The sequence below is a fragment of the Halobacteriovorax sp. RT-2-3 genome (assembly GCF_047085075.1).
Taxonomy (GTDB): domain Bacteria; phylum Bdellovibrionota; class Bacteriovoracia; order Bacteriovoracales; family Bacteriovoracaceae; genus Halobacteriovorax_A.
This window is the reverse complement of sequence record NZ_JBKIYF010000001.1, coordinates 901419-921672: the sequence shown is the minus strand read 5'-3', so window position 1 is coordinate 921672 and position 20254 is coordinate 901419. Positions and strand designations below refer to the sequence as shown.

Below are 20254 nucleotides of genomic sequence, written 5' to 3'. Positions count from 1 at the left end.
AATTATTCATATTTTGGATAAAGACAAAGGGGAGTATATTACTCTGTCTTTAGTTTTCGCTTAAATTTAAGTATTCAACGAGTAAAGCTTCTCTCGTTACCATTAGGTCTAATTCGTTATTTTGATATTTATCATAGATAACCTTTTTCATTTGTCTGACATATTCAAAAAACTTATTTTTGTTTACGTAGCTTACATGCTTGTCCGTTGAGAATTGTTCTTCATCACCATTCCACTCTTCAGTTGATGGAGTAATTAATTCATTTTTATCATCTGTAAATTGTATAAATCTCTTATTATTACTATTGTAAGTTGAGATAGGTATACCTCTATGGAACATTCCATTCCTTAAGTCTCTTAGTATGCTAAGCTCCTCACTACTTGAATTCATTCCAGTCGTGAAGTGCTTGAATGCATACTTTAGTTCACTCATTGCGTTGCGACCTGAACCTCTTGGACAACCTTTCACATTAAAAACATTTGCATATTGTGATGTTATTGCGCATGCAAGTAAGATTGGAGGAAAATTACTTGTATTATTTGTCGCCAGGCAACTTTCCATTTCTTGGAGCATTTTTCCTGAAACAGACCTGAGGGTATATTTATAGTTATCGGGACAATATCCACTTGAACCGTTACAATTGAGCATTATGTAGACAGCTTCTGCTTCAGTTATCTCATTAATTTTTTTGTCTTTTATTTGAAGTGGAGTTATCATTTTTTTCCTTCCAGATGTAAGAGATATCATTCATATCTTATTTTATTATAAAACTGTAGTTCCAGGTGCTTTTTCTTTACGCTCAGCCAACGAAAAGTGAACTGGAACCAAATATGCTCATCTACACTTTATTTCTTGGTAAAATTGGTAAGGATGATTGTAGGGGGGGCGCTCTCGGCTACATTTTTATAAGAGAGTTGGCAAGCACGCATAGAAGTCGACTGCCGGCTCCTGCCTCCGTCGACATACCTACATCCTGTAGGCAACCGCCAGAGCAGTAAGATCAATTACTAAAGATCCATAAAAACAAAAAAGCCCACTCTTGCGAGTGGGCTTTTTTGTTTTGGTGGACCTTAGCGGGATCGAACCGCTGACCTCTTCGCTGCCAGCGAAGCGCTCTCCCAGCTGAGCTAAAGGCCCTCAATTGAGATATTTTGTAGAAAGATAATAGCCAACCCTGGTGGGGTTGGCAATATTATAATTCTGGTAAATCACCACTTTGATCAAGTTCACGAGCGATTTCTGCTTTCTTTGTGCTTACGGCCTCTTCGTAATCACGATAGAAACACTGGTTTTTGTAAGCTTCATTCTTTGTTGAAAAGCGCTCTGTACCTTGGATGAGGTACGGGATTCCGCCACTTTTATCCAGTAGCTCCTTACACCTTTTAAGAACATACTTTGCTCTTAGGCCCATACCTTTTTGTTTAATCATCGGGTAGTAGATGGCACAAGAGTGGAGAGTGTCACGGTAGATATCGTCACGGCTTCCTTTATCAAGGGCGACTTTTACATTCTTGTTTAGAACCTTGATAATCTCTTTTGCGAAAACTTTTTCAAAGTTTTTACGTGCTGTATTCATTAGTGGAATATTACTTGCTCCCACATTATCTCCACGAAGAAGGCTTTCTTGCATTCCACGATAAATTGGAACTAAGAAAATATACTTCGAGTAGTTTAAGCTATCTTGGTATGTAAGCTCAGGAGATTCAGCATATGGAAGGCCATATAAGAAGAATTCTTCAACTGTCCTGATATAGTTGTAAAAACTTGCATCAATTGTTTCTACTGAAAGTACATCACCATCAGATAGGTTATTTGCAAGGTACGTATAAGCAGCTTGAGAAAGGTCCTTGAAGCTGTCACACTGGCATGTTGGATTGTCGATATCACAATCTTCTGGCGTTAGTCCTTGTGTGTCTGTCACAACATTTTCAAAATTAACGAGTGCCTTAAGGGCCTTTAGTGCTTTCTTAATTCTAATTGAAAACAGTGACGTTGCCTCTGGCCTTGTTGTCGTGTTTTCTAGGTCTTCTTCAAAGATTTGAATAACTTCAGAAATCGAGAAGTCCTTCTTGTTGTCGCGCCAATTATCTTCGGCTTCGATTACTTTATAAAGTCTTTCAACGTTTACTGAGTTTCTAAGCTTTTCAGAAAGTCTTTCCTTATCGGCACCAAGGTCAGCTAAGGCCGGCTTAATTACTTCTTGGATATATTGCGTACGATCTTCATCACGTGCAATAGCAGCTTCCTGACAGTCACTATTTTCTTTTACCCAGTACTTACCATCTTGGAACTCTCGACAATAAACTTTTAGTTTAGAGTTGATATTTGTATACCAAGTCAGCATATGGGCCCACTCTGCCCATGGACGAATATTTTGATAGCTATCATTCCACTCTTCAATCTCGTAAGGATTTGGTTGATAGAGTCTAAGTTTTGCTTGCTCTTTTTGTAGAGTGGCAATCGTTACAATTGTATCCTGTTGGTTTGCTGTCTCGTAAATATCACGAAGTTCACTAAGGATTCGTTGAAGACGAGGGTAGTGCTTTCTTAAGTCTTTTACTCTTTCAAAATCTTTTGTTGGAGTATCAAGCTCCTTAATATAATTGTACAGCCACTTTGCTTCTTCTCTTGTTGCATTTTTGCGACGAAGGTTACAAGTCATTGCATTGATATTCTTATAAGCACACTTGTAAGAGACGTAGTAGTTACGATTATTATAGAGATCTTCTAAAGCTTGGTTAGCATCATTACCTTTAAATTGAACGTATGAAACAAGACTGTCCACCATATTGGCAAGACCTGTTGAGGCCGCTGCCGTAAAAAGGTTCGATCCAGGATAAAGTGCGCCTGCAACTTGACCCATAAGCATGATCGTTGGACGAATCATTTTTGTGCCAAGATCCTCATCACACTCTGGTGCCGCTCTAAGATCATCAAGAATCGTTGTGGCCATACTAAGCGAATCAACAATTCCATTATTACGGTTATTATCCGCATCAAGTAGTTCTTGTCGTCTGCGCTGAAGACTTAGAATTTCTTGATCAAATTGTCCCGTATATGAGCTAGCTGTAACAAGCTTATAGACTTCACTCGAAATGGTCTCAAGGTTTGAGTCAATAATTGAAAGCTCACTAGAGCTTGATCGGTATTGTTCATTTAAAGAGGCGAGGAAGGCCTTTGAGTTGGCATAAATTGACTGACAACGGTAGCGCTCATCATTGATATCTTTGATGGCCGTGATTAGTGAGTCGACAACTTCAAGGACTGCTTGGTCACTTACGAATTGACATGAGTTTGCAAGACGCCCGCTAAAAAGGATTGAGCTGTTAAATTGAGCCTTAGAAAACGTGGCCACCATCGTGATGGCCACTATTTTAATTATAATTTTAATCATTAAAAAAACCTGTGTGTTGTGTTCTTGTGTGTATTTATTTTTTTAATTTTTTAATCTTTAAATTTTATAGTCTGCGACGATCAACTTTACTTGGTCCTGAGATGCAGCTTCTAAGTGCATCAACAACCTCTTCTTGATCGTTACATGAATATTTTGACTTACACTGCTTTTCAAAACAGGCTACATCAAAAGTTCCAGTACATTGATTTGTAATCGCTTTTAAGTCTTCAAGACTATCAAAGTCTCTTGGGTGAAGTCTTGAAAGAGCACTTGCTAAACAAGAGTTTTGAACAAGCCAAAGTCTCGAGTTAATAAAAGTGATCTCTGAGAATTCATCACGATCATAACGGTACATATTCTTCATTGCTGTTTGATGAGCATATCCAGATACATACTGACAAGAGCGAGCAATTGAAACCATCTCTTCAATTTCATTTTGCTCATAGCTTGAAATAAGCTTCATTGATAAATCAATACATCCTAAGTCTAGTTGTCTTGAACATGCATCAAAGATCATACGATGCTCTGTTCTTGAACTACACTCACCTGGATTATTTGCACATAATTTCTCAACACATTGAGCTTGTGTATGAGATGGAATTTGTGGTGCTTGAAATTGCGCCATTGTACTAGTTAAGTAAACAATAGCAGCTAGCAAGATTACTGCTCTAAACATAAATACCCCCAAAAATTTCCTATTCTTATATAATTTTGGTGGGCCTATGCAAAGGGCTTTATAGTACGGCGCGGAGCGAAGTGTTCGAAATTACATTAAGCATTATAAAATTTATCGAGCCTGACCTTCATATTTGGAAAGATTTTAATGGCCTGCTCATACCACTCTTGGGTGCTTTCCTTCTTTCGGTTCATCTCAATAGAGCGCTTAATGATGATTTCATAAAGGATTTCTGATTTATAGCCGCTGTTTAGTGTATCAATGGCCATCTTTAATGATTGAGAAGCAGTTGAATCTTTGTCACATACAAGGGCATCCATCAACGGTGCATTCTCATATTTTGGAAACTTCTCTTTTTGTTTTACTTGAATAAATTTAGTCGTTTTATTGTCTGGCGTATGGGCCAGAACCACTAGCATACGCTCTAAAATTGCAGGCTTTGTCGTACAGATAATTGAAGCTTCTTCTAAGAGCTTTAATGAATCCTTATATTTCTTGTCTCTTAGAAGTTCTTGAATTGAAGTATTATCGAAATCAATCTTATCCAATTCACATTGAACATAGATAACAAGAGCTGCAGCAATGGCATCTTTAATATCATCAGATGGTTCATTCACTTTCTTATACGCCTCATAGTAGTTTAAGATAAGCTCATGCTTTCTCGCTGCAACTGCAACCATCGATAGATCTCTTAGCATATCTGGAGAAATAGGGTAGGCAGCATGAAGTTTTAATGAATACTGAAGTGCCATATAATAATTTTTTTGGTGCTTATACGCTTTAAAGAATAACTTTAATGTATTGAAGTCTGTTGAATTTAGAGCATAGGCTTGTTCAAGTGACTTTATCGCCTCATCATACTTTTCTTCTTTAAACTGGCAAAGACCTTCAAGGTAGTGTGTTTCAAATGGATTTTTTGATAGCTCACGGGCTTTTTGCGTGATCTCAAAAACCTTGTCATGCTTTGAACCAACATACTCGTAGGCTTCATTGATTAACTGTCTATACTCACTAGGGGAAGACTTCATTTTGTAAAGTTCTTCCATAAGTGCTTTGATGCTATCGACTGTAAAAGGAATCGGAAGAACAAGATCGACTTGTTGTTGCGCGATTCTTGAAATGGCATCAATAGAGTCATTTTGTGTTAAGAGAATAAAACTATTCTTTGTACGATTTGGAAGTATTTTTAAGTGCTCTTTAAGAACTTGGTTATAGCGTCCTTCCGCTAGAACTTCATAAGAGAATACAAGAGTAGGCTTAAAGCTTTTCATCTCTTTAAGTGCATCTTCAAAAGTTTTAGCAAATCGAACATTCTTTCTCTGGACCCCCAGAGTTTTAAATGCATTCTCATAGGCCACGCGTGCGTTTCCTATGGACTCGACTACTAAAACTTCCATGTCGTTAAAAAATGCTTCTCTATTCATTTCTTCAATTCCGTAACTGTCTCTTATTCTTTATTCTTCGTGTGTGTTTCTATATTGATTTAAAAGTTCATTGAAGCGCTCTTGTCTTTCCAAGATCACTGCTTCAATTTTCTTGTGCTCCTTCATGTTGTCCTCTAGTAAACGAAAAACAACTTTATTTTCTTCAGGGCCATACTCTTCAATCTCCACGACTTCACTCGAAAGCTTTATGACATTGCTAAGTTTCGTAATATCGCTTAGCTGACCTTTTGGGACCTGCGAGCTTTGAATGATGTAGAGATTAATTTTGTGCCCACTAGCACATGTTTTCTTTGGAATAATTGCACAAATACTACTAGGTGATTCCAACATCAGTATTTGGTTTTTTTCTGTATCGTAGACGTTTGTATTACTTGTAATATTCTCAAACGCTAATATAAATTTATTGCTTTTTTCTGAAGCAATTTTAATAGCTTGTTTATCCATCACTAAAGATTAGCTTAAGCTTGGAATCGGTGCAAAGGTGACCATTTTACCCACTTATTTAGTTGAGATTAGTGCTATTTATCGACAAATTAAAGAGGCATTCCGTTTTTTTTATTGACGTAGTTTAGGCCAGGTACTTAAAATTACATTATTACAAATTTTTCATTAAAAACACTAAACACGAGGTTTAAAATGGCAAAGAAAAAAGCTACGAAAAAAGCAGCTCCAAAGAAGGCAGCAGCAAAGAAAGCAGCTCCAAAAAAAGCAGCTAAGAAAACAGCTAAGAAAGCATCTAAAAGAGAAATGCTACTAGTTGGTTCAAAAACTAAAGAAGCACTTAAGGGTAAAGGATACAACGTATCTTCAGACGCTCTTGAAGCAATGAACGAGTACGTATACTGGCTAGTTGATCAAGCTCAAAAGAGATGTACAGCTAACGGTAGAAAGACAATTCGTCCATACGATATCCTAGGATAATCGACACGAATCAATTTCGTTAGAAATAAAAAGGCCACTCTTAGAGTGGCTTTTTTATTCTATGATTGGTTCGCATTCACTTTCATCAAATGTATTTTCGTGCTTTTCTATAATACTTATGTCTGGTAGTTCATTTCTTGAGAGAATGTATTGTTTCCCTGTTCTCATACCTTTAAATTTGATCGTATTATTTTGTTTTTCTTCTTCACCATAGAATACTACACATTTAACACCTTTTTTATTGGCGAAGTTTAATTGTTTTTTTAGCTTTGCAGTAGTCGGGTAAATTTCTACGCGATTTCCTTTATCCCTAAGCTCTTTAGCTAGCTTTAGATACTCTAGGGTATAATTGCTATCAATATTTGTAATTAAATAGTCAATATTCGATACTGAATCATCAAATAGGCCGCGATCAAGCATCACATCATAAATTCTTTCTGCTCCAAATGAGATACCAACACCTGAGAGTTTCTCTTTTTGACCAAACATACTTGTTAAGTCATCGTAGCGTCCACCGCCTCCGATGCTTCCCATTGAACCATCAACTAGCTTAACTTCGAAGATACAGCCAGTGTAGTAATCAAGTCCTCTGGCCAGAGTAGGGTCAAATACTAGGTTTTCAATACCAAGCTCTCTTACGTTTGAAAGAACAAATTCTAGCTCTTCTAGGCCAAGCTTACCAATTTCATCAGCACCAAGGAACTCTCTAATTGTTGAAAGCTTCTTATCTGAGTCACCTTCAAGTGTTAGTAGAGTAGAGAGGCGACTTACTTGATCTTCATTGAATCCGCGGCCAAGTAGTTCTTCACCAACTTTTTCAGCACCAATTTTATCGAGCTTATCAATGGCAACTGTCATATCAGTTAGTTTGTCACTAACTCCAAGAACACTTGCGATACCCTGAAGAATCTTTCTGTTATTGATAACGATTTCAACACCGTCGATTTTTAGATCTTTAAATACATCGTGATAAACCTCAACTAGAGAAACTTCACTTAGTAGTGATTCTGTTCCGATGATATCTCCATCACATTGATAGAACTCTCTATAGCGACCTTTTTGAGGGCGATCAGCTCGCCATACAGGCTGAATTTGGTAGCGTTTAAATGGCAGGGCCAGCTCATTAAGATTTGCACATACATAACGAGCAAATGGAATTGTTAGGTCGTAGCGAAGGCCACGATCACACATTTTGCTCGAAACAGCTGATAGATTCTTTTCTTCTAAATCTTCTGGTTTTACTTTCTTTAAAAAGTCTCCTGAGTTCAGAACACGAAAAAGAAGTTTATCTCCTTCCTCTCCATATTTTCCCGTAAGTACGTTCAGGTTTTCAACGGCCGGCGTTTCAAGTGGCATAAAACCGTGAGATTGGAACCTCTTTTTAATTGTTTCAAAAATATGATTTCTTCTTGATGACTCAATTGGACCAAAATCTCTTGTACCTTTTGCATTTTGCGGCTTAATAATCGCCATTAAATTACCCCTTCGAAATAAATATATTTGTTTATACCCTGATTTTTAGTACTTTTAAAGCAATAGGCGTTTAAAAAACGTGACTTCTTTGCCATAATTTTCTTATGAGACAACACACAAAGCTATTACTATTTTTCTTTATTCTATTTATTTATTCATGTGCTGGAATTAAGCCATTACCTAAGCTTGGTACTTATGAAGTTGAGCAGCGTGTGGCCTATCCCGGTAAGGTCAATAAAATCGTCTTGCAATTGCCAAGCATTGGCGAGAAATTTCGCGTTCTATGTGGCGAAGAGACACTTGGCCACAATGTGAAAGGGAATACGCTTGAAACAGTCTGGGCACCGCAGTATTGGTATTTTGAAACAAAAGACGGTGAAGAGACAAACGCACCAACTTCGGTTCACTGTTACCTAAAGTCTGAAGTATACGGACAAGAGGTTCAATATCATATTGCAACTTTTGAAGTTAAGCCATTTGAGTATAAGAAGTCTTATATTAAGGTTTCTAAAAAACACGTGGATTTAGCTCCTGAGGATGTTAAGCGTTGGCAGGAAGAGGTGAAGTTACAAAAAGAAGCCTATGCAACTGCTGAACTTGAAAAGTCATTAACTGATAAAGAGTTTATTAAGCCACTAAACTCAAAAATTACTGCCTATTATGGAAACCGTCGTGTCTTTAATGATAAGAAAAATAGCTGGCACTCGGGAACAGATATGCGTGCCAGAAGGCCAACTCCTGTAAAAGCTTCGAATGATGGTAAAGTTATTCTTGTTAAAGATCTCTTTTTTAATGGAAATGCCGTCTTTATTGACCACGGTGCAGGTGTCATCACGATGTATTGCCACTTGTCAAAATTCAAGGTTAAGCAAGGTGAAACAGTTAAGCGTGGTCAAGTCATCGCTTTAAGTGGTAATACTGGTCGTTCTAGTGCTCCACACTTACACTGGGGTGTTCGTGTGCAAGGCAAGTGGATTGATGGACTACAGTTCATTAAAGAGAAAGGGCGAGAGCAAAAGGCCCAAAAATATGTTACGCCAAAAGTTGAAGGGAAGAATTAATGACTCCAATAATTATTGTCATCGTTTTACAAGTTGTAATCTTAGCTTTCTTATTTCTAATTTTTAAGAAAGAACACACGGTTAATTTTGATGAAGTGACAAATCTTATTCGCTCTCAAAAAGACGATATGACAGAGACGCTTTTTAGAAATAATAATCAGCTTGCGGAGAATTTTTCAAATCTTAGAGAGATCGTTGTAGAGCGCTTAATGAAGACAAAGGGCGCACTTAATAAAGACATGTTTAGTTTTAAGGATCAGCTAACTCAAGATCTTGAAAAGAAATTTGATAAGACTAATCATGCTATTCAAGAAAAGCTTGAAAAGATTAATAATAAGGTTCAAGAAAACTTAAATGAAGGTTTCAAAAAAACTAACGAAACTTTTACTGGAATCATTGCTCGTCTTGCTAAAATTGATGAGGCCCAAAAGAAAATTGAATCTCTTTCAACGAATGTTGTAAGTCTACAAGAGGTATTAACAGATAAGAAGTCACGTGGGATTTTTGGTGAGGTTCAATTAACTTCTCTTCTTAAGTCTGTCTTTGGAGAAGGTGATAAGTACTACAAACTTCAGTTTAAGCTATCAAATGACAAGCTTGTGGATGCCATGCTTGATCTTCCTGAGCCAATTGGAAGACTTTGTGTGGACTCGAAATTTCCGTTAGAGAATTTTAAGAGAATGTTTGAGGGATCGGTTGAGGAAAAAACTGTTGCTCGTCGTGAATTTGTGAAGAACGTTAAAAAGCATATTGATGATATTTCTTCAAAATATATTATTAAGGGGGAAACTTCTGAGCAGGCCGTTTTATTCTTACCTGCAGAAGCAATCTTTGCTGAGATCCATGCCTATCACGAAGATATTATTGCTTACTCTCAAAAGAAGAATGTTTGGATTGCTTCACCGACAACTTTTATGGCCACTTTAACAACAGTTCAATCAGTTCTGATGAATATGGAGCGATCTAAGTATATGTCGATTCTTCACGAAGAGATTAATAAGCTAGGAGTTGATTTTGGCCTCTATGAGAAGAGATGGGGCGATCTAACTAAGCACTTAGCGACGGTTACTAAAGATGTAAATAATATTAATATAACAACTGGAAAGATTTCTAAGAGATTTCAGAGGATTATGGAAGTTGAAATCGATAAGGGGCAAACCCCAGAAGTCGAATTTTCTAGTCAGGAAAGCCTAAATGACCTATAATGGTCATTAGATTTCAAAGAAATTTAATTAAAAGGAATAAAATATGAGTTTAGAAGTATTCGTAGCACTATGTTTAGTTGGTTTCTGGGCCCTTCTTCCAGCGTCACTTGCAATTGCATGCAAAGATTTTGATGATGCGATGATGGATGATCACCACTAAGAAATAATCAATTTGATTTTTATTTAAAAAATATGAACAGGGACTAGATTAGTCCCTGATTTTTTGCCTGTTCAACAGTTAGCGTCTTTAGCTGTACCGCATGTAAGTCTTCACTTAACTTTTGCTTTAAAATATCCATGACCATTCTGTGCTGAGCTAAAAGCATTTTACCTTTAAATTCATCACTCACGATTGTGATACCAAGATGATCGCCTCCACCAGTTAGGTCGTAGATCATTACTTGTGAATCTTTGATATTTTCTTCGATGATTGTTTTTACTTGTTCAAATAACATAAATAACTCGCTTTATTATTTTGCGTTTTCTTATAGTACAACTTTAGAAGCTGCATAGAAGCTTGTGATAAAAGTTAAAATTCTAAACGCTAGAGTAGTAATACCTAGGTAACGGTGCTTTTTAATAAAGCTAGAATTACCTTTTAGAATCATACGGCCAGAGATAACCATTGCGATGTAAAGAAGTACGCTTGAAACCGCAAAGAATAGGTGAATCTTTAGAGCTGTTTGCGATTGGAATACTTCCATTGCTTTATCAATTGCACTGCGGCTTAATTCAATTTGTAGAATTAAAATAACATCCCAAATCATCGCTCCAGACATTATCTTAACGTGCTTCTGGCGTTTTTTGCTCTGGGTTACTCCATAAATCATTAAAGATAGGATCAAAAATGATTGAATTTGAAAAAATGTCGCTGAAGACATGGCGCACCCTTACGTAATGAAATTATTAATAATATGTAGCCTAGAATAAGGCATAAAAAGGTGATTATCAATACGATTTAACAATGTTAAGTTAAATAAAGGCGAAGGCCTATGGGAGCAGTAAAGAAGCATGGATACGATGAATACAGAAAATAACACACTAGGCAAATGGGCACTTCTTGATATCGAGACAACAGGTGCAGATTGTAGTGTTGATGAAATAATTGATGTTGGTTTTCTTCAGTTTGAAGGAACTAAACTTGTTCATAAATATGAATCACTATGTCGTCCTAGTTTTGAAATTTCGAAGTTCATTCAAAAACTCACAGGTATTGATAACAAAATGCTAAAGCGTGCTCCGCTTCTTGATGATGTTATTGGAGAAGTTCTTGAGTTAGATGGCCACGACATTCTCGCTCATAACGCAGATTTTGAGGCCGGCTTCTTAGACCATCACTTTGAAACACTCGATTTTAGAGAAGGTCACCGTTGGCAAGACTCTCTTTATTTTCTTTCACTCCTTTTCCCTCATATGTCTTCACTTAAACTTGAAAACTTTATTGTTGGTTTTGGATTAGCTGAAAAAGAATTACACCGAGGGTTTCAGGATTCAGTTGATCTTTTAAAAGTTGTAATTGTCGCAACACTTATGACAAAGAAAGATGCCGGTAAATATAACTTCATGATGTCAATAATGCATAAGTACTCACTTCATGATTATTGGTTCTTTAGGTTTCTATGTCTTTATGAAGAAGAGCTATTTGAAATCTCTGAGCAGATAGATTTTGATCCAGCAGCTCATATTGAGATGGCCCTAGAGTGGGCATATCCTAAAACACTTGAAGATAAGCAGGTGTATGAGCAAAATTTCGATATAACTTTTAACGGGCAAAACGTAAAAAATATCTTTAGCAATGAAGAGAAGGTTTCGACATTATTCAATGGCTATCGCTATCGTAAGTCACAAGAGGATCTGGCGCTTAAAGTTGGCCAATCTTTTAAGAATCATATTCACGCCATGGTGCAAGCGCCAACTGGAACGGGGAAAACTCTTGGCTACTTAGTGCCAAGTGCACTATTTGCATTAAGTGAACAGAAGCAAGTTCTTGTTGCTACAGGGACAAAGACTCTTCAGGCCCAGGCCATGAATAAAGATGTTCCGGCACTTCATAAACTTTTAGGAGTTTCACCAAAAGATCTGAAGATTCGCCAGCTCATTGGTTCAAGTAACCACTTTTGCGAACTTCTATTTACTCAAAGACAAAATGAGGAAGACCTTTTTTCTCAAAGTAATGACATAAAAGATAAGTTTGCAGATATCTATTTTGAATCTCTTTTCTATCACAATTCAAATAGTGCGCTTGAACATATGATCTCTAAAGATGATCTCCCATTTGTTCTTCGTATGAAGCTTGAAAACTTTACGCAAGCTCAAAAAGACTTGGCCGTAGATTACCGCGCTTGCTCAAGTAAGCAGTGCCCATTCTACGCCAACTGTACTTATATTCGAGGTTTAAAAGACGCTAAGGAAGCTGATATTATTATCGGAAACCACGCTTTGATGTTTTCTTGGACAAAGTCTTTTCCTAGACCTGCTTACGTGGTTGTGGACGAGGCCCATAAAATTGAAGGTGAGGCGACAAAGGCTTTTTCTGCAGAAGTGGCACAAAGTGATCTTGAAAGTCTTCACAAACAATTTCAAAACCTACAAGGTTTAGGTTCTCTTTTCTACTTAATCAATACAATGATTGAAGAAAATCAAGAGGAAGAGATTTCGTCTCTTCGAATGTTATCAATTGATACGGCCTCTATGCTTAGAGATCACTTATTTGAGCTTCCAGAAAAGTTTGAGATGATCTTTAAAAAGATGCCTCGCTATACAGATAAATTTTGGAATGAGCTTCCAATGATTATGCCAACAGAAAAAGAAGGACTTCGCTTAAGTGTCTTCCACCATCTGGAGAGTATTTTCTATCTTCTAAAATCAGTTTATGAAAGATTATATCCGTATACAATTCGTTGGCAGGCAAGTGATATGCAAGGCCAAGGTGAAATTACTGCTTGGACTCGTTTTGAAGCATTTGTCGGTCAGCTTGAAGATGTGATGAATGCTCTAGCTGTCTTATTAAAGATTGAAAGCTCATCGCAGCCTCATTCTTTATCAATGAAGTATCATGAACAACAAGGCTTCTTACTAACTGCAGGCCCAATCAACACTGGGCGTATCTTACATGACCAGCTTCTGCAGACCTCATCATCTGTTGTCTATACTTCTGCAACTCTTGGTAATGAGCATGGAGATCAGGGAAGTCGTGGTATGGAGTGGTCGACGGGCTACCTCTATAGTGAGCCTGAAAGACGCTTTAGAACAGGGCTTTATCTACCTTCAGTATATGATTATAAGAATCGTACAAAAGTTTTCTTGTGTGACGATACACCATCGCTTTATGACAAAGATTTTGTAAAGACTATTTGTGATCGTCTAACACCATTCATTGAGGATATTGATGGTAGAACCCTTTTACTATTCTCTGCACGCGCTCGTTTTGAAAAGGCCGTGGAATATATGCTGGATAAATTTGAGGGCAAGCTACCTGTTTTCGTTCAAGGAATGGGTGCCAATGTTGTGGAAGAATTCAAAGAAAGTGGTAATGGTATTCTCATCGGAATGGAGTCGTTTGGAGAGGGGATTGATGTTCCAGGTGATGCTCTGAGATTTGTTTTCATTGATAAAATCCCTGATCTTTCAATGGAGCAAGTTATTCGTCTTCGTCGTGAGTACTATGAAACTAATATCGGTAATGAATTTGAAGATTACTATCTTGCACACAGAACAAGAAACCTTCATCAAAAGCTTGGAAGACTTTTAAGAACTGAGTCGGATGCAGGAGCGGTTGTTGTTATTGATTCTCGTATTAAGAAGTGGAAGAATTCGACTATGTCCAAGCTAACAAAGCAAATGGAGCCATATCAAATTCATCGCACAAATTTTAAGGATGCTCTTGAAGCTTCTAAAGATTTTGTTAATACCCTTGATTAGGACTTAGAAACGGTAGCCAAATTCTAAAAGATACATGTAACGATCGCCAAAGCTAAGTTCTGTGGTTAATCCGAATTCACGATTGATTTCGTAATTGAGGCCCGCAAGTCCGTGCCATCCATATGAAGAAAGGCTTACGTTGAGGACAATATCTTGGCGTGAGCCAGTGATTTTAATATCACTATCAATATACATAGCGCCCGTAAAAATTTGAAGTTTGCCAGCGTTGTATCCACCTCGGAAAGCAATACTATAAAGACTCACATCTAATTCATCTTCAATGATAACGTCAGTTAAGTTAACATTAGTCATTGCAAACCAATTATTGTAACCAGCGACAAGAACTCCTCCAAGGTTTGCAACTGTCCCAGTCGCTTTAAATGGAATTTTATGTTGTTGGGCACCAACGATTGGCAATTGAGTTTTAAACTCAAGTTGTACATCAGAATGAATCTGACCAATCCCAAGATATAAGTTAAAGAATGGTAAAAGCCAGAAGTCTGTACGAATCATATTTATTTTTGTTTCTGTATCGACTTTTACATCTCCTGTTACAGGGAGTGCATCAAATAAATTTTCACCGTTTAGAGTTGCTTTTTTTACACCAAATTTTTCATCGTGCTCAATTCTTGAAATATTGATTCCATAAGCTCGAGGAAGTGTGTAGCCCATCTTCTTTGCTTCTTCTCCCCAGATTGGAAAATAGCGAGGTTTTTCTTCACTTACTTTATTAACTGGCATTTCTTGGGCCAAGCTCATTAAAGAGCTTAGGAGAATTATTAGAGAGATGATGAGCTTCATTAATTTGTTCTCCTTATATATTTGTTAATATCTTCGAACTCTTTTGGAGCGACTGTTTTTGCATAATCGATTTCTTCCTGTGTTAAAGGAATATAGCCTCTGTCGTAGTTCCAACCGTAGCCCCAACGATAAGAGGTCTGGTATTGAGGGCCTCCTCCAATACGCACTCCAAGGTACATGACTATCGACATCCAATCAGTAAACTCTTCTTTTACACATGCCTTTAGTTGTTGATCTGCATTAAATCGCTGTGCTTCAGTTCCACCAAGCCAATAGTGCTGGTCATGAATAAAGCAACATTTTAACCATGCATCGGGTTTTGAAATTGTTCCGTCTGGCCACTTTGAGCAACCATCAGACATGAATGGTGATAATTGTTTTGAAATATGTGTATTATTTTTCTTTTTAATTTCACTTCTGCTGGCCGGAAGTTTTGCGCATGAAGTTGCCAACAAGAGTAAAGCGAGAATAGGTGAAAGTAGATTATTCTTCATAGATCTATATTATATACGTTTTTTGAAGTTAATTATTCTTAAGGTAATTGTCGTCAAATTCTTTATCGTATTGAGCAATCTTTCTAAGGTCTTTAATCGTTAGCTTCTTATTCCAAATATGTTTTGGAACATGATTAAATTTATCTTCGAATGAAGGATCAATTTCAAGCTTAAGAATTGCAATTTTATCTAAGTTGTAATTTCTAAAAAATTCTTTAATTTCAAGTGTCGCTGGATCTTTTAGCGGAGAAGTCGGAATTTCAAGAGGAGAGAGCCTTAACGATAAGCTATAATCCCTTTTTCTCAGCATGAACTTATCAGGTAATCTAATATCTTGATCCCACCATATTTTGTTCGTCGTCATTAGAAGTCTTTGAGTTTCTTCTTTATCGACAGGCCCTAACTCTTTTAAAGTTTGCTCAAGCCAAGAAGTCATATTCAAATTATACTGAATACTTGAAAAGATGAGCTGTTCGTTGATTAGGGCCGAAGCAAGTTTTGCACCAAGTATATTTGAATAGAGATCTTCTGGTGAGTAAGCTGATTGCTCCTCTGGAAATATTGAGACATTCCTATAACCATGCCACTGGGCAAATTCGTGTGAAACTGCCATCTCGTAAGCAAGTTTGGCCGCTAGTGCAGAGCTTAGGAAGATTCTATCTTTTCCTTCCATTTTACTTGTATCAAAAGCATTGAAAAGAATTGATCGTTTACCAATTTCTCGAGGTAACTCAATTTCAAAATTTGTTCCAAGCCTAGGATAAATTTTATAGAAGAGCGTAAGCGTGACATCTGCAGTATCTCTGATATGTGCAGTATCGATCAAACCACCTCTTCTTGTATAAATTAGGCCATTTACCTCTGGCGTTCTTTTACCGATTGAGGCCATCTCTTCTGCTGAAAATTTTTCTATATTGTATATATGGGTTCCAAGAGAATCGTAATTGACCGTATTTGTCTCTTTAAAAAAGGGGATAGGTATTGATAAGAGGGCCACTGTGAAATTAGTACCAAAAGCACAACAAGGCCTAAAGTTATGAGTGAATTCTACTTTGTCGGAGTGATTAAGTTTTAAATTTAAATTTGAACTTTCACCATTTTCTTTAGACAGGATGCTATTGATAGCTTTCGAGTCAGGCTTAGTGCTTTCTAACCAAATTTTACCTGCGCAAGAAGATGTCAAAACGATTAGAAATAATCCTGTCCACAGCCTTTTCATTCTTAGCCTCGATCGAGGTTGTTAAGATACTTTATCGTTATATTAGTTCCTTGCTTGTCTTTAATAATATAAGGAATTGTTTGGTGTTGGGATAACCAGATGCTTAAGAATTCAGGATCAACTTTCATATCTTTGGCATCATCAGAATCTAATTTCTCAAATAATTTGTACTGAACAGCTGTCACAGTGGCCCCTGCAATTTTAATGGACTCTGATGTTTGAGCTGCTCTTTCAACAACAATATTGTTATTAATGATTGGACCTTCGTATTTCCACTGATTATTAGTGGAAAAGAACGAATAGTAATTCTTTCCAACGGAATCAAATTTCTTTGACCAAAGAAAAAGCATACTACAGCAGCTCAGCGGTGTTGTGACATAGAATTTTGGAGAAGTCGTAATAGATTCTAGCTTAACTTCACCATCGCAATCAAATTGGTACTTGAGTTCACTTGTTGAATGATCAAATAAGAAAATCTCTTTTGAGATTTGTTCCCCGAGGCTTTTAATAATTTGAACTTTAACAGGTGTGTACTCTTTATCAACGGTGTAGGCGACATTGATTTTTAAGAGCTCACCAGTCATTACACGCGCCAGCATTTCTCCTTCAAAGTAGATTTGATGGAGTTTTGGTCTGCGGTAAACTTCAAATGTTTCTTCAGCATAGAGACTATCCTTGCGGTAGTAGTTGTATGCACCGCGTAGGATCTTTTCTCCTTTATTGCTGTTTCCAAAATAGCTCATATTAAATATTATATATTAAATTAAAATTTTGTAGAAGAGGTTAGTTTTGCGCACAGGCTTTCGCGTATTTGTTGAACGCTTTATTTATTTATTCAAAACTGTTGCTTTCTGGTTTATTACAATCATGGGGAACCTTGGCGTTATTATCTTCGCCTTCGTCTTTCTACATCTTGAAAAAGGGCATAACCCAAAAGTTATTGAACTTGGGGATGCTGTTTGGTGGGCGTTTACGACAATAACAACTGTTGGTTATGGTGATATTACTCCTGTCACATTTGCTGGGCGTATTATTGCTGTCGTTCTTATGATCTTTGGTACAGGGCTATTTGCCACTTATACCGCTATTTTTGCAAATGTCATGCTCGGTCGACAATTTCTTACGATCGGAAGACGTGTACAAGTCTTAAAAAGAAATGTAGAAGGGATGCAATCAAGTCTACATAGAGAAGATTTAATGCTAGAAAGAGAGCTAGCAAAAGTTAATAAAACTTTAACAATATTAAATGATAGAATGACGAGTCTTGAAGAGAGAATTGGAGAAAAGAAATGAGTTATGAATTTTACAAAGTACTTCACGTGTTTATGGTTGTTCTTATGGTTGCTGCATTTGCACCACAATTTGTAAGTACTGAAGCGCAAAACAGAAAGCTTTTTAAAATTACATCTGGGATTGCAAGTTTCCTACTTTTCGTAGGTGGTATGGGGCTTCTTGCTCGTATCGGTGTTAGCCACGGTGCTGGTTGGCCAGTATGGGTAAAAGTAAAAGTTGGATTATGGGTTGCAGTTTCTGCGCTTGGGCCAATCCTTGCAAAACGTATGAAATCAAACCGTCTAGCAGGTCTTGGTTTAATCCTTGCGTTAATCTTTATTGCAATCTTCTCTGCAGTAACTAAATACTAAAATTTACAAAGTAAAAATTTTGGACCGCAACTGGTTAACATACAAGGGCCTTTGGGCCCTTTCTATCCCTTCCATACTCGCATCAATGCTTGAGCCTCTAAGCTCAATTGTTGATACTGCACTTGTTGGAAATTTTGATACAAAAATGCTGGCCGCGATGGCCATTGGTGTTTCGGTTATTTCATCTATTACCTGGATGTTTAACTTCTTGGTCCATGCACCAATCCAAGCAATCTCTCAAAAACTAGCTAAAGGTGAGTATGAGAATGTAGTTTCGCTTATTAAGGTGACTTTCCTAATCGCTTTTTCGATTGGACTTTTTCTCATTCTCATTTTTGTTCCCGCACGCCACTATGTTTATGAATTTTTGAGTGTCACGAAGGATCTTTATTCTTTATGTGATGACTATTTTTTAACCAGACTATATGGCCATGTATTTATTCTTTTATTTATGTCGGCCTTATCAGTTCTAAGAGGAATGGCGAAAGTTAATATCGTTTTAGGAATCATTGGGGTAGCAACTTCGATTAATATTGTATTGTCTTACCTAGGTCTCTATCAACTTAATATGGGGCTTTCAAGCGTTGCGGCCGCTACGATTTTTGCTAATGCTGTAGGCTTTCTAATAAGTTTATACTTTATTCTGACTCACGAAAAAATTCGTCATTTGTTTTTAAAACAAGAAATCATGTTAGCGGATGCCTTTCATATTGGAAAAAGTTCTATCAATGTTTTTATGCGCTCGGCTTTTTTAACTCTAAGTTTTTTCTTGGCCACAAAAGTTGCGAGCTCAATCTCTTTAAAGGCCCTCGCTGCTCATCAGGTTATTCTCAACCTATGGTTATTTGCATCTTTCTTTACTGATGGAGTCGCGACTTCTGGAAATATTATAGGTGGGACACTTTTCAAAAATGAAGGCCATGAGCACTTAAAAGATATCTTTCATAAGCTTCTTTTTATGGGGGGGATTATTGGAATTATCTTCTGTTTCATTTTCACTTTTGCCAATGGCCCATTAATTTCACTTTTTACGTACGATGAAAGTATTCATGAAACGATTAAAGGCATTATTTATTTCTTGGCCATTGCTCAAATTCCTGTTTCAATTGCATATGTCTATGATGGGCTAGTCTTTGGAATCAATCGCTTTGATTTCTTAGGTCGTCACATGGTGATAGCCTTCTTTACGTGCTTTGTGCCACTGGCGTATTTGAGCTATCAAAATCAATCCTTCTTGCTTCTTTGGGGGGCAATTTTCTCTGTGGGTATCTACCGATTTATTTCGAATGCATACTTAATCGGAAAGACACTAAAGGTTAAATAAAATGAAAGAAAAAGGTTCTCTTGGTTTTTCCCAGGACTATTGGGATGTAAATTATGAAGAAGCTGATCAAATGGATGGAATAGGCAATGTCGAGCAGCACGTTGGCTATATTAAAAATTTATTTGGATTAGAGTATATTGATATCAATTCTATTATTGATTTAGGCTTTGGCCTTGGTCATTTATTTGAGGCACTTTTAGACGAGTTTAAGCCATATAAGGCCCATGGAATTGAGCCCAGTGAATACGCTTACAAAATTGTAAAAGAGCGTGAAATAAACAAAATTGAATCAACTCAGTTTAAGTTAGAGAGAATGGATATTGTTAGCTGGTGTCGCAAGAATGAGAAGAGTAAGAAATCTTTTGATCTTGGTGTTTGCACAAGTGTATTTCAATATCTCACAGATGAGGAATTAGAGTATTGTCTGCCAATTCTTGCATCCAAGTTAAAGTATTTTTATCTAACAGTTCCAACGGATAAAGAACTCGATCGCCAGATCGAAGATCTTGAGTTTAAAGATGAATATGCCATTCGTCGAAGTCGTACAAAATACCAGAAAATGCTTAGAGAGCATTTTACATTTATTTCTAGTCGACTACTAGAAAGCAAGGTATATTTTGATGAAACAAACACAAATTTTACCGACTTATTATATCGATATTAAATGGAGTTTATT

General features: G+C 37.0%; 20 protein-coding genes and 1 tRNA gene. 8 read left to right on the top strand and 13 right to left on the bottom strand.

The features are described 5' to 3' along the window. Positions 1 to 49: 49 nt before the first annotated feature. The 6 genes from ACMAYX_RS04205 to ACMAYX_RS04180 all read right to left on the bottom strand — a co-directional run bounded on the left by ACMAYX_RS04205 (position 50) and on the right by ACMAYX_RS04180 (position 5960). Positions 50 to 718, bottom strand: a complete 669-nt coding sequence (locus ACMAYX_RS04205) for a hypothetical protein (protein WP_412471573.1) — start codon at positions 716 to 718, stop codon at positions 50 to 52. 344 nt (positions 719 to 1062) lie between these two features. Next, positions 1063 to 1138 (bottom strand) — tRNA-Ala (locus ACMAYX_RS04200). 55 nt (positions 1139 to 1193) lie between these two features. Continuing rightward, entirely contained in the window at positions 1194 to 3395 is a 2202-nt protein-coding gene (locus ACMAYX_RS04195; protein ID WP_412469731.1) for a hypothetical protein, read from the bottom strand. Between the two features lie 64 nt (positions 3396 to 3459). After that, positions 3460 to 4071: a hypothetical protein gene (locus ACMAYX_RS04190; RefSeq protein WP_103216768.1), complete on the bottom strand. Its 612-nt coding sequence runs from the start codon at positions 4069 to 4071 to the stop codon at positions 3460 to 3462. A 95-nt stretch (positions 4072 to 4166) separates the two neighbouring features. Beyond that, on the bottom strand, positions 4167 to 5495 hold the full coding sequence (locus tag ACMAYX_RS04185) for a tetratricopeptide repeat protein (RefSeq protein WP_146037764.1): 1329 nt from the start codon (positions 5493 to 5495) through the stop codon (positions 4167 to 4169). Between the two features lie 30 nt (positions 5496 to 5525). Then, positions 5526 to 5960, bottom strand: coding sequence for a hypothetical protein (locus ACMAYX_RS04180; RefSeq protein WP_412469730.1), 435 nt, complete (start codon positions 5958 to 5960; stop codon positions 5526 to 5528). A 192-nt stretch (positions 5961 to 6152) separates the two neighbouring features. Between ACMAYX_RS04180 and ACMAYX_RS04175 the strand changes: the two genes are divergently transcribed. Further along, positions 6153 to 6437, top strand: coding sequence for a hypothetical protein (locus ACMAYX_RS04175; protein ID WP_103216771.1), 285 nt, complete (start codon positions 6153 to 6155; stop codon positions 6435 to 6437). A gap of 54 nt (positions 6438 to 6491) precedes the next feature. Here the strand turns inward: ACMAYX_RS04175 and hisS are convergent, their stop codons facing one another. Further along, positions 6492 to 7910 (bottom strand): histidine--tRNA ligase, encoded by a 1419-nt coding sequence (gene hisS / locus ACMAYX_RS04170; protein ID WP_412470779.1) that lies wholly within the window; start codon positions 7908 to 7910, stop codon positions 6492 to 6494. A 104-nt stretch (positions 7911 to 8014) separates the two neighbouring features. Between hisS and ACMAYX_RS04165 the strand changes: the two genes are divergently transcribed. Both ACMAYX_RS04165 and ACMAYX_RS04160 read left to right on the top strand, forming a co-directional pair. Then, entirely contained in the window at positions 8015 to 8971 is a 957-nt protein-coding gene (locus ACMAYX_RS04165) for a M23 family metallopeptidase (protein WP_103216773.1), read from the top strand. Next, positions 8971 to 10176, top strand: a complete 1206-nt coding sequence (locus ACMAYX_RS04160) for a DNA recombination protein RmuC (RefSeq protein ID WP_412471572.1) — start codon at positions 8971 to 8973, stop codon at positions 10174 to 10176. Before ACMAYX_RS04165 ends, ACMAYX_RS04160 begins: the two co-directional genes overlap by 1 nt. 203 nt (positions 10177 to 10379) lie before the next feature. Here ACMAYX_RS04160 and ACMAYX_RS04155 read toward each other — a convergent pair whose 3' ends face one another. Both ACMAYX_RS04155 and ACMAYX_RS04150 read right to left on the bottom strand, forming a co-directional pair. Further along, entirely contained in the window at positions 10380 to 10631 is a 252-nt protein-coding gene (locus ACMAYX_RS04155; RefSeq protein ID WP_392991396.1) for a BolA/IbaG family iron-sulfur metabolism protein, read from the bottom strand. Between the two features lie 30 nt (positions 10632 to 10661). Further along, positions 10662 to 11057 carry a hypothetical protein gene (locus ACMAYX_RS04150; RefSeq protein WP_103216776.1) on the bottom strand — a complete coding sequence of 132 codons (396 nt, stop codon included), beginning with the start codon at positions 11055 to 11057 and terminating at the stop codon, positions 10662 to 10664. A 130-nt stretch (positions 11058 to 11187) separates the two neighbouring features. Between ACMAYX_RS04150 and ACMAYX_RS04145 the strand changes: the two genes are divergently transcribed. Then, positions 11188 to 14097, top strand: coding sequence for a helicase C-terminal domain-containing protein (locus ACMAYX_RS04145; protein WP_412471571.1), 2910 nt, complete (start codon positions 11188 to 11190; stop codon positions 14095 to 14097). A 3-nt stretch (positions 14098 to 14100) separates the two neighbouring features. Here ACMAYX_RS04145 and ACMAYX_RS04140 read toward each other — a convergent pair whose 3' ends face one another. The 4 genes from ACMAYX_RS04140 to ACMAYX_RS04125 are packed head-to-tail and all read right to left on the bottom strand — an operon-like array spanning position 14101 to position 17354. Further along, positions 14101 to 14898: a hypothetical protein gene (locus tag ACMAYX_RS04140; protein WP_103216778.1), complete on the bottom strand. Its 798-nt coding sequence runs from the start codon at positions 14896 to 14898 to the stop codon at positions 14101 to 14103. Beyond that, a complete protein-coding gene (locus tag ACMAYX_RS04135) occupies positions 14898 to 15392 on the bottom strand; it encodes a hypothetical protein (RefSeq protein WP_412471570.1) in 495 nt (164 codons plus the stop codon). The genes ACMAYX_RS04140 and ACMAYX_RS04135 overlap by 1 nt, the downstream gene beginning before the upstream one ends. Before the next feature lie 28 nt (positions 15393 to 15420). Beyond that, positions 15421 to 16611, bottom strand: a complete 1191-nt coding sequence (locus ACMAYX_RS04130) for a DUF4056 domain-containing protein (RefSeq protein ID WP_412462791.1) — start codon at positions 16609 to 16611, stop codon at positions 15421 to 15423. Between the two features lie 2 nt (positions 16612 to 16613). Next, complete coding sequence (locus ACMAYX_RS04125; protein ID WP_392991406.1) at positions 16614 to 17354, bottom strand: hypothetical protein; 741 nt, start codon at positions 17352 to 17354, stop codon at positions 16614 to 16616. A 46-nt stretch (positions 17355 to 17400) separates the two neighbouring features. Here ACMAYX_RS04125 and ACMAYX_RS04120 point away from each other — a divergent pair, with 46 nt between their 5' ends. From ACMAYX_RS04120 to ACMAYX_RS04105, 4 genes are read left to right on the top strand one after another with little or no spacing between them, the layout of a single operon-like run. Next, positions 17401 to 17904 (top strand): potassium channel family protein, encoded by a 504-nt coding sequence (locus ACMAYX_RS04120; protein ID WP_392991408.1) that lies wholly within the window; start codon positions 17401 to 17403, stop codon positions 17902 to 17904. After that, positions 17901 to 18254: a SirB2 family protein gene (locus ACMAYX_RS04115; RefSeq protein ID WP_103216783.1), complete on the top strand. Its 354-nt coding sequence runs from the start codon at positions 17901 to 17903 to the stop codon at positions 18252 to 18254. The genes ACMAYX_RS04120 and ACMAYX_RS04115 overlap by 4 nt, the downstream gene beginning before the upstream one ends. A 19-nt stretch (positions 18255 to 18273) precedes the next feature. Next, on the top strand, positions 18274 to 19578 hold the full coding sequence (locus ACMAYX_RS04110) for an MATE family efflux transporter (protein WP_412471569.1): 1305 nt from the start codon (positions 18274 to 18276) through the stop codon (positions 19576 to 19578). Between the two features lies 1 nt (position 19579). Further along, positions 19580 to 20242, top strand: coding sequence for a class I SAM-dependent methyltransferase (locus tag ACMAYX_RS04105; protein ID WP_103216785.1), 663 nt, complete (start codon positions 19580 to 19582; stop codon positions 20240 to 20242). Positions 20243 to 20254: the final 12 nt, after the last annotated feature.

Bases quoted from the DNA above. Each gene is read 5' to 3' on its own strand.
- ACMAYX_RS04205 (WP_412471573.1), bottom strand. From the start codon at position 718: ATGATAACTCCACTTCAAATAAAAGACAAAAAAATTAATGAGATAACT.
- ACMAYX_RS04195 (WP_412469731.1), bottom strand. From the start codon at position 3,395: ATGATTAAAATTATAATTAAAATAGTGGCCATCACGATGGTGGCCACG.
- ACMAYX_RS04190 (WP_103216768.1), bottom strand. From the start codon at position 4,071: ATGTTTAGAGCAGTAATCTTGCTAGCTGCTATTGTTTACTTAACTAGT.
- ACMAYX_RS04185 (WP_146037764.1), bottom strand. From the start codon at position 5,495: ATGAATAGAGAAGCATTTTTTAACGACATGGAAGTTTTAGTAGTCGAG.
- ACMAYX_RS04180 (WP_412469730.1), bottom strand. From the start codon at position 5,960: ATGGATAAACAAGCTATTAAAATTGCTTCAGAAAAAAGCAATAAATTT.
- ACMAYX_RS04175 (WP_103216771.1), top strand. From the start codon at position 6,153: ATGGCAAAGAAAAAAGCTACGAAAAAAGCAGCTCCAAAGAAGGCAGCA.
- hisS (WP_412470779.1), bottom strand. From the start codon at position 7,910: ATGGCGATTATTAAGCCGCAAAATGCAAAAGGTACAAGAGATTTTGGT.
- ACMAYX_RS04165 (WP_103216773.1), top strand. From the start codon at position 8,015: ATGAGACAACACACAAAGCTATTACTATTTTTCTTTATTCTATTTATT.
- ACMAYX_RS04160 (WP_412471572.1), top strand. From the start codon at position 8,971: ATGACTCCAATAATTATTGTCATCGTTTTACAAGTTGTAATCTTAGCT.
- ACMAYX_RS04155 (WP_392991396.1), bottom strand. From the start codon at position 10,631: ATGTTATTTGAACAAGTAAAAACAATCATCGAAGAAAATATCAAAGAT.
- ACMAYX_RS04150 (WP_103216776.1), bottom strand. From the start codon at position 11,057: ATGTCTTCAGCGACATTTTTTCAAATTCAATCATTTTTGATCCTATCT.
- ACMAYX_RS04145 (WP_412471571.1), top strand. From the start codon at position 11,188: ATGGATACGATGAATACAGAAAATAACACACTAGGCAAATGGGCACTT.
- ACMAYX_RS04140 (WP_103216778.1), bottom strand. From the start codon at position 14,898: ATGAAGCTCATCATCTCTCTAATAATTCTCCTAAGCTCTTTAATGAGC.
- ACMAYX_RS04135 (WP_412471570.1), bottom strand. From the start codon at position 15,392: ATGAAGAATAATCTACTTTCACCTATTCTCGCTTTACTCTTGTTGGCA.
- ACMAYX_RS04130 (WP_412462791.1), bottom strand. From the start codon at position 16,611: ATGAAAAGGCTGTGGACAGGATTATTTCTAATCGTTTTGACATCTTCT.
- ACMAYX_RS04125 (WP_392991406.1), bottom strand. From the start codon at position 17,354: ATGAGCTATTTTGGAAACAGCAATAAAGGAGAAAAGATCCTACGCGGT.
- ACMAYX_RS04115 (WP_103216783.1), top strand. From the start codon at position 17,901: ATGAGTTATGAATTTTACAAAGTACTTCACGTGTTTATGGTTGTTCTT.
- ACMAYX_RS04105 (WP_103216785.1), top strand. From the start codon at position 19,580: ATGAAAGAAAAAGGTTCTCTTGGTTTTTCCCAGGACTATTGGGATGTA.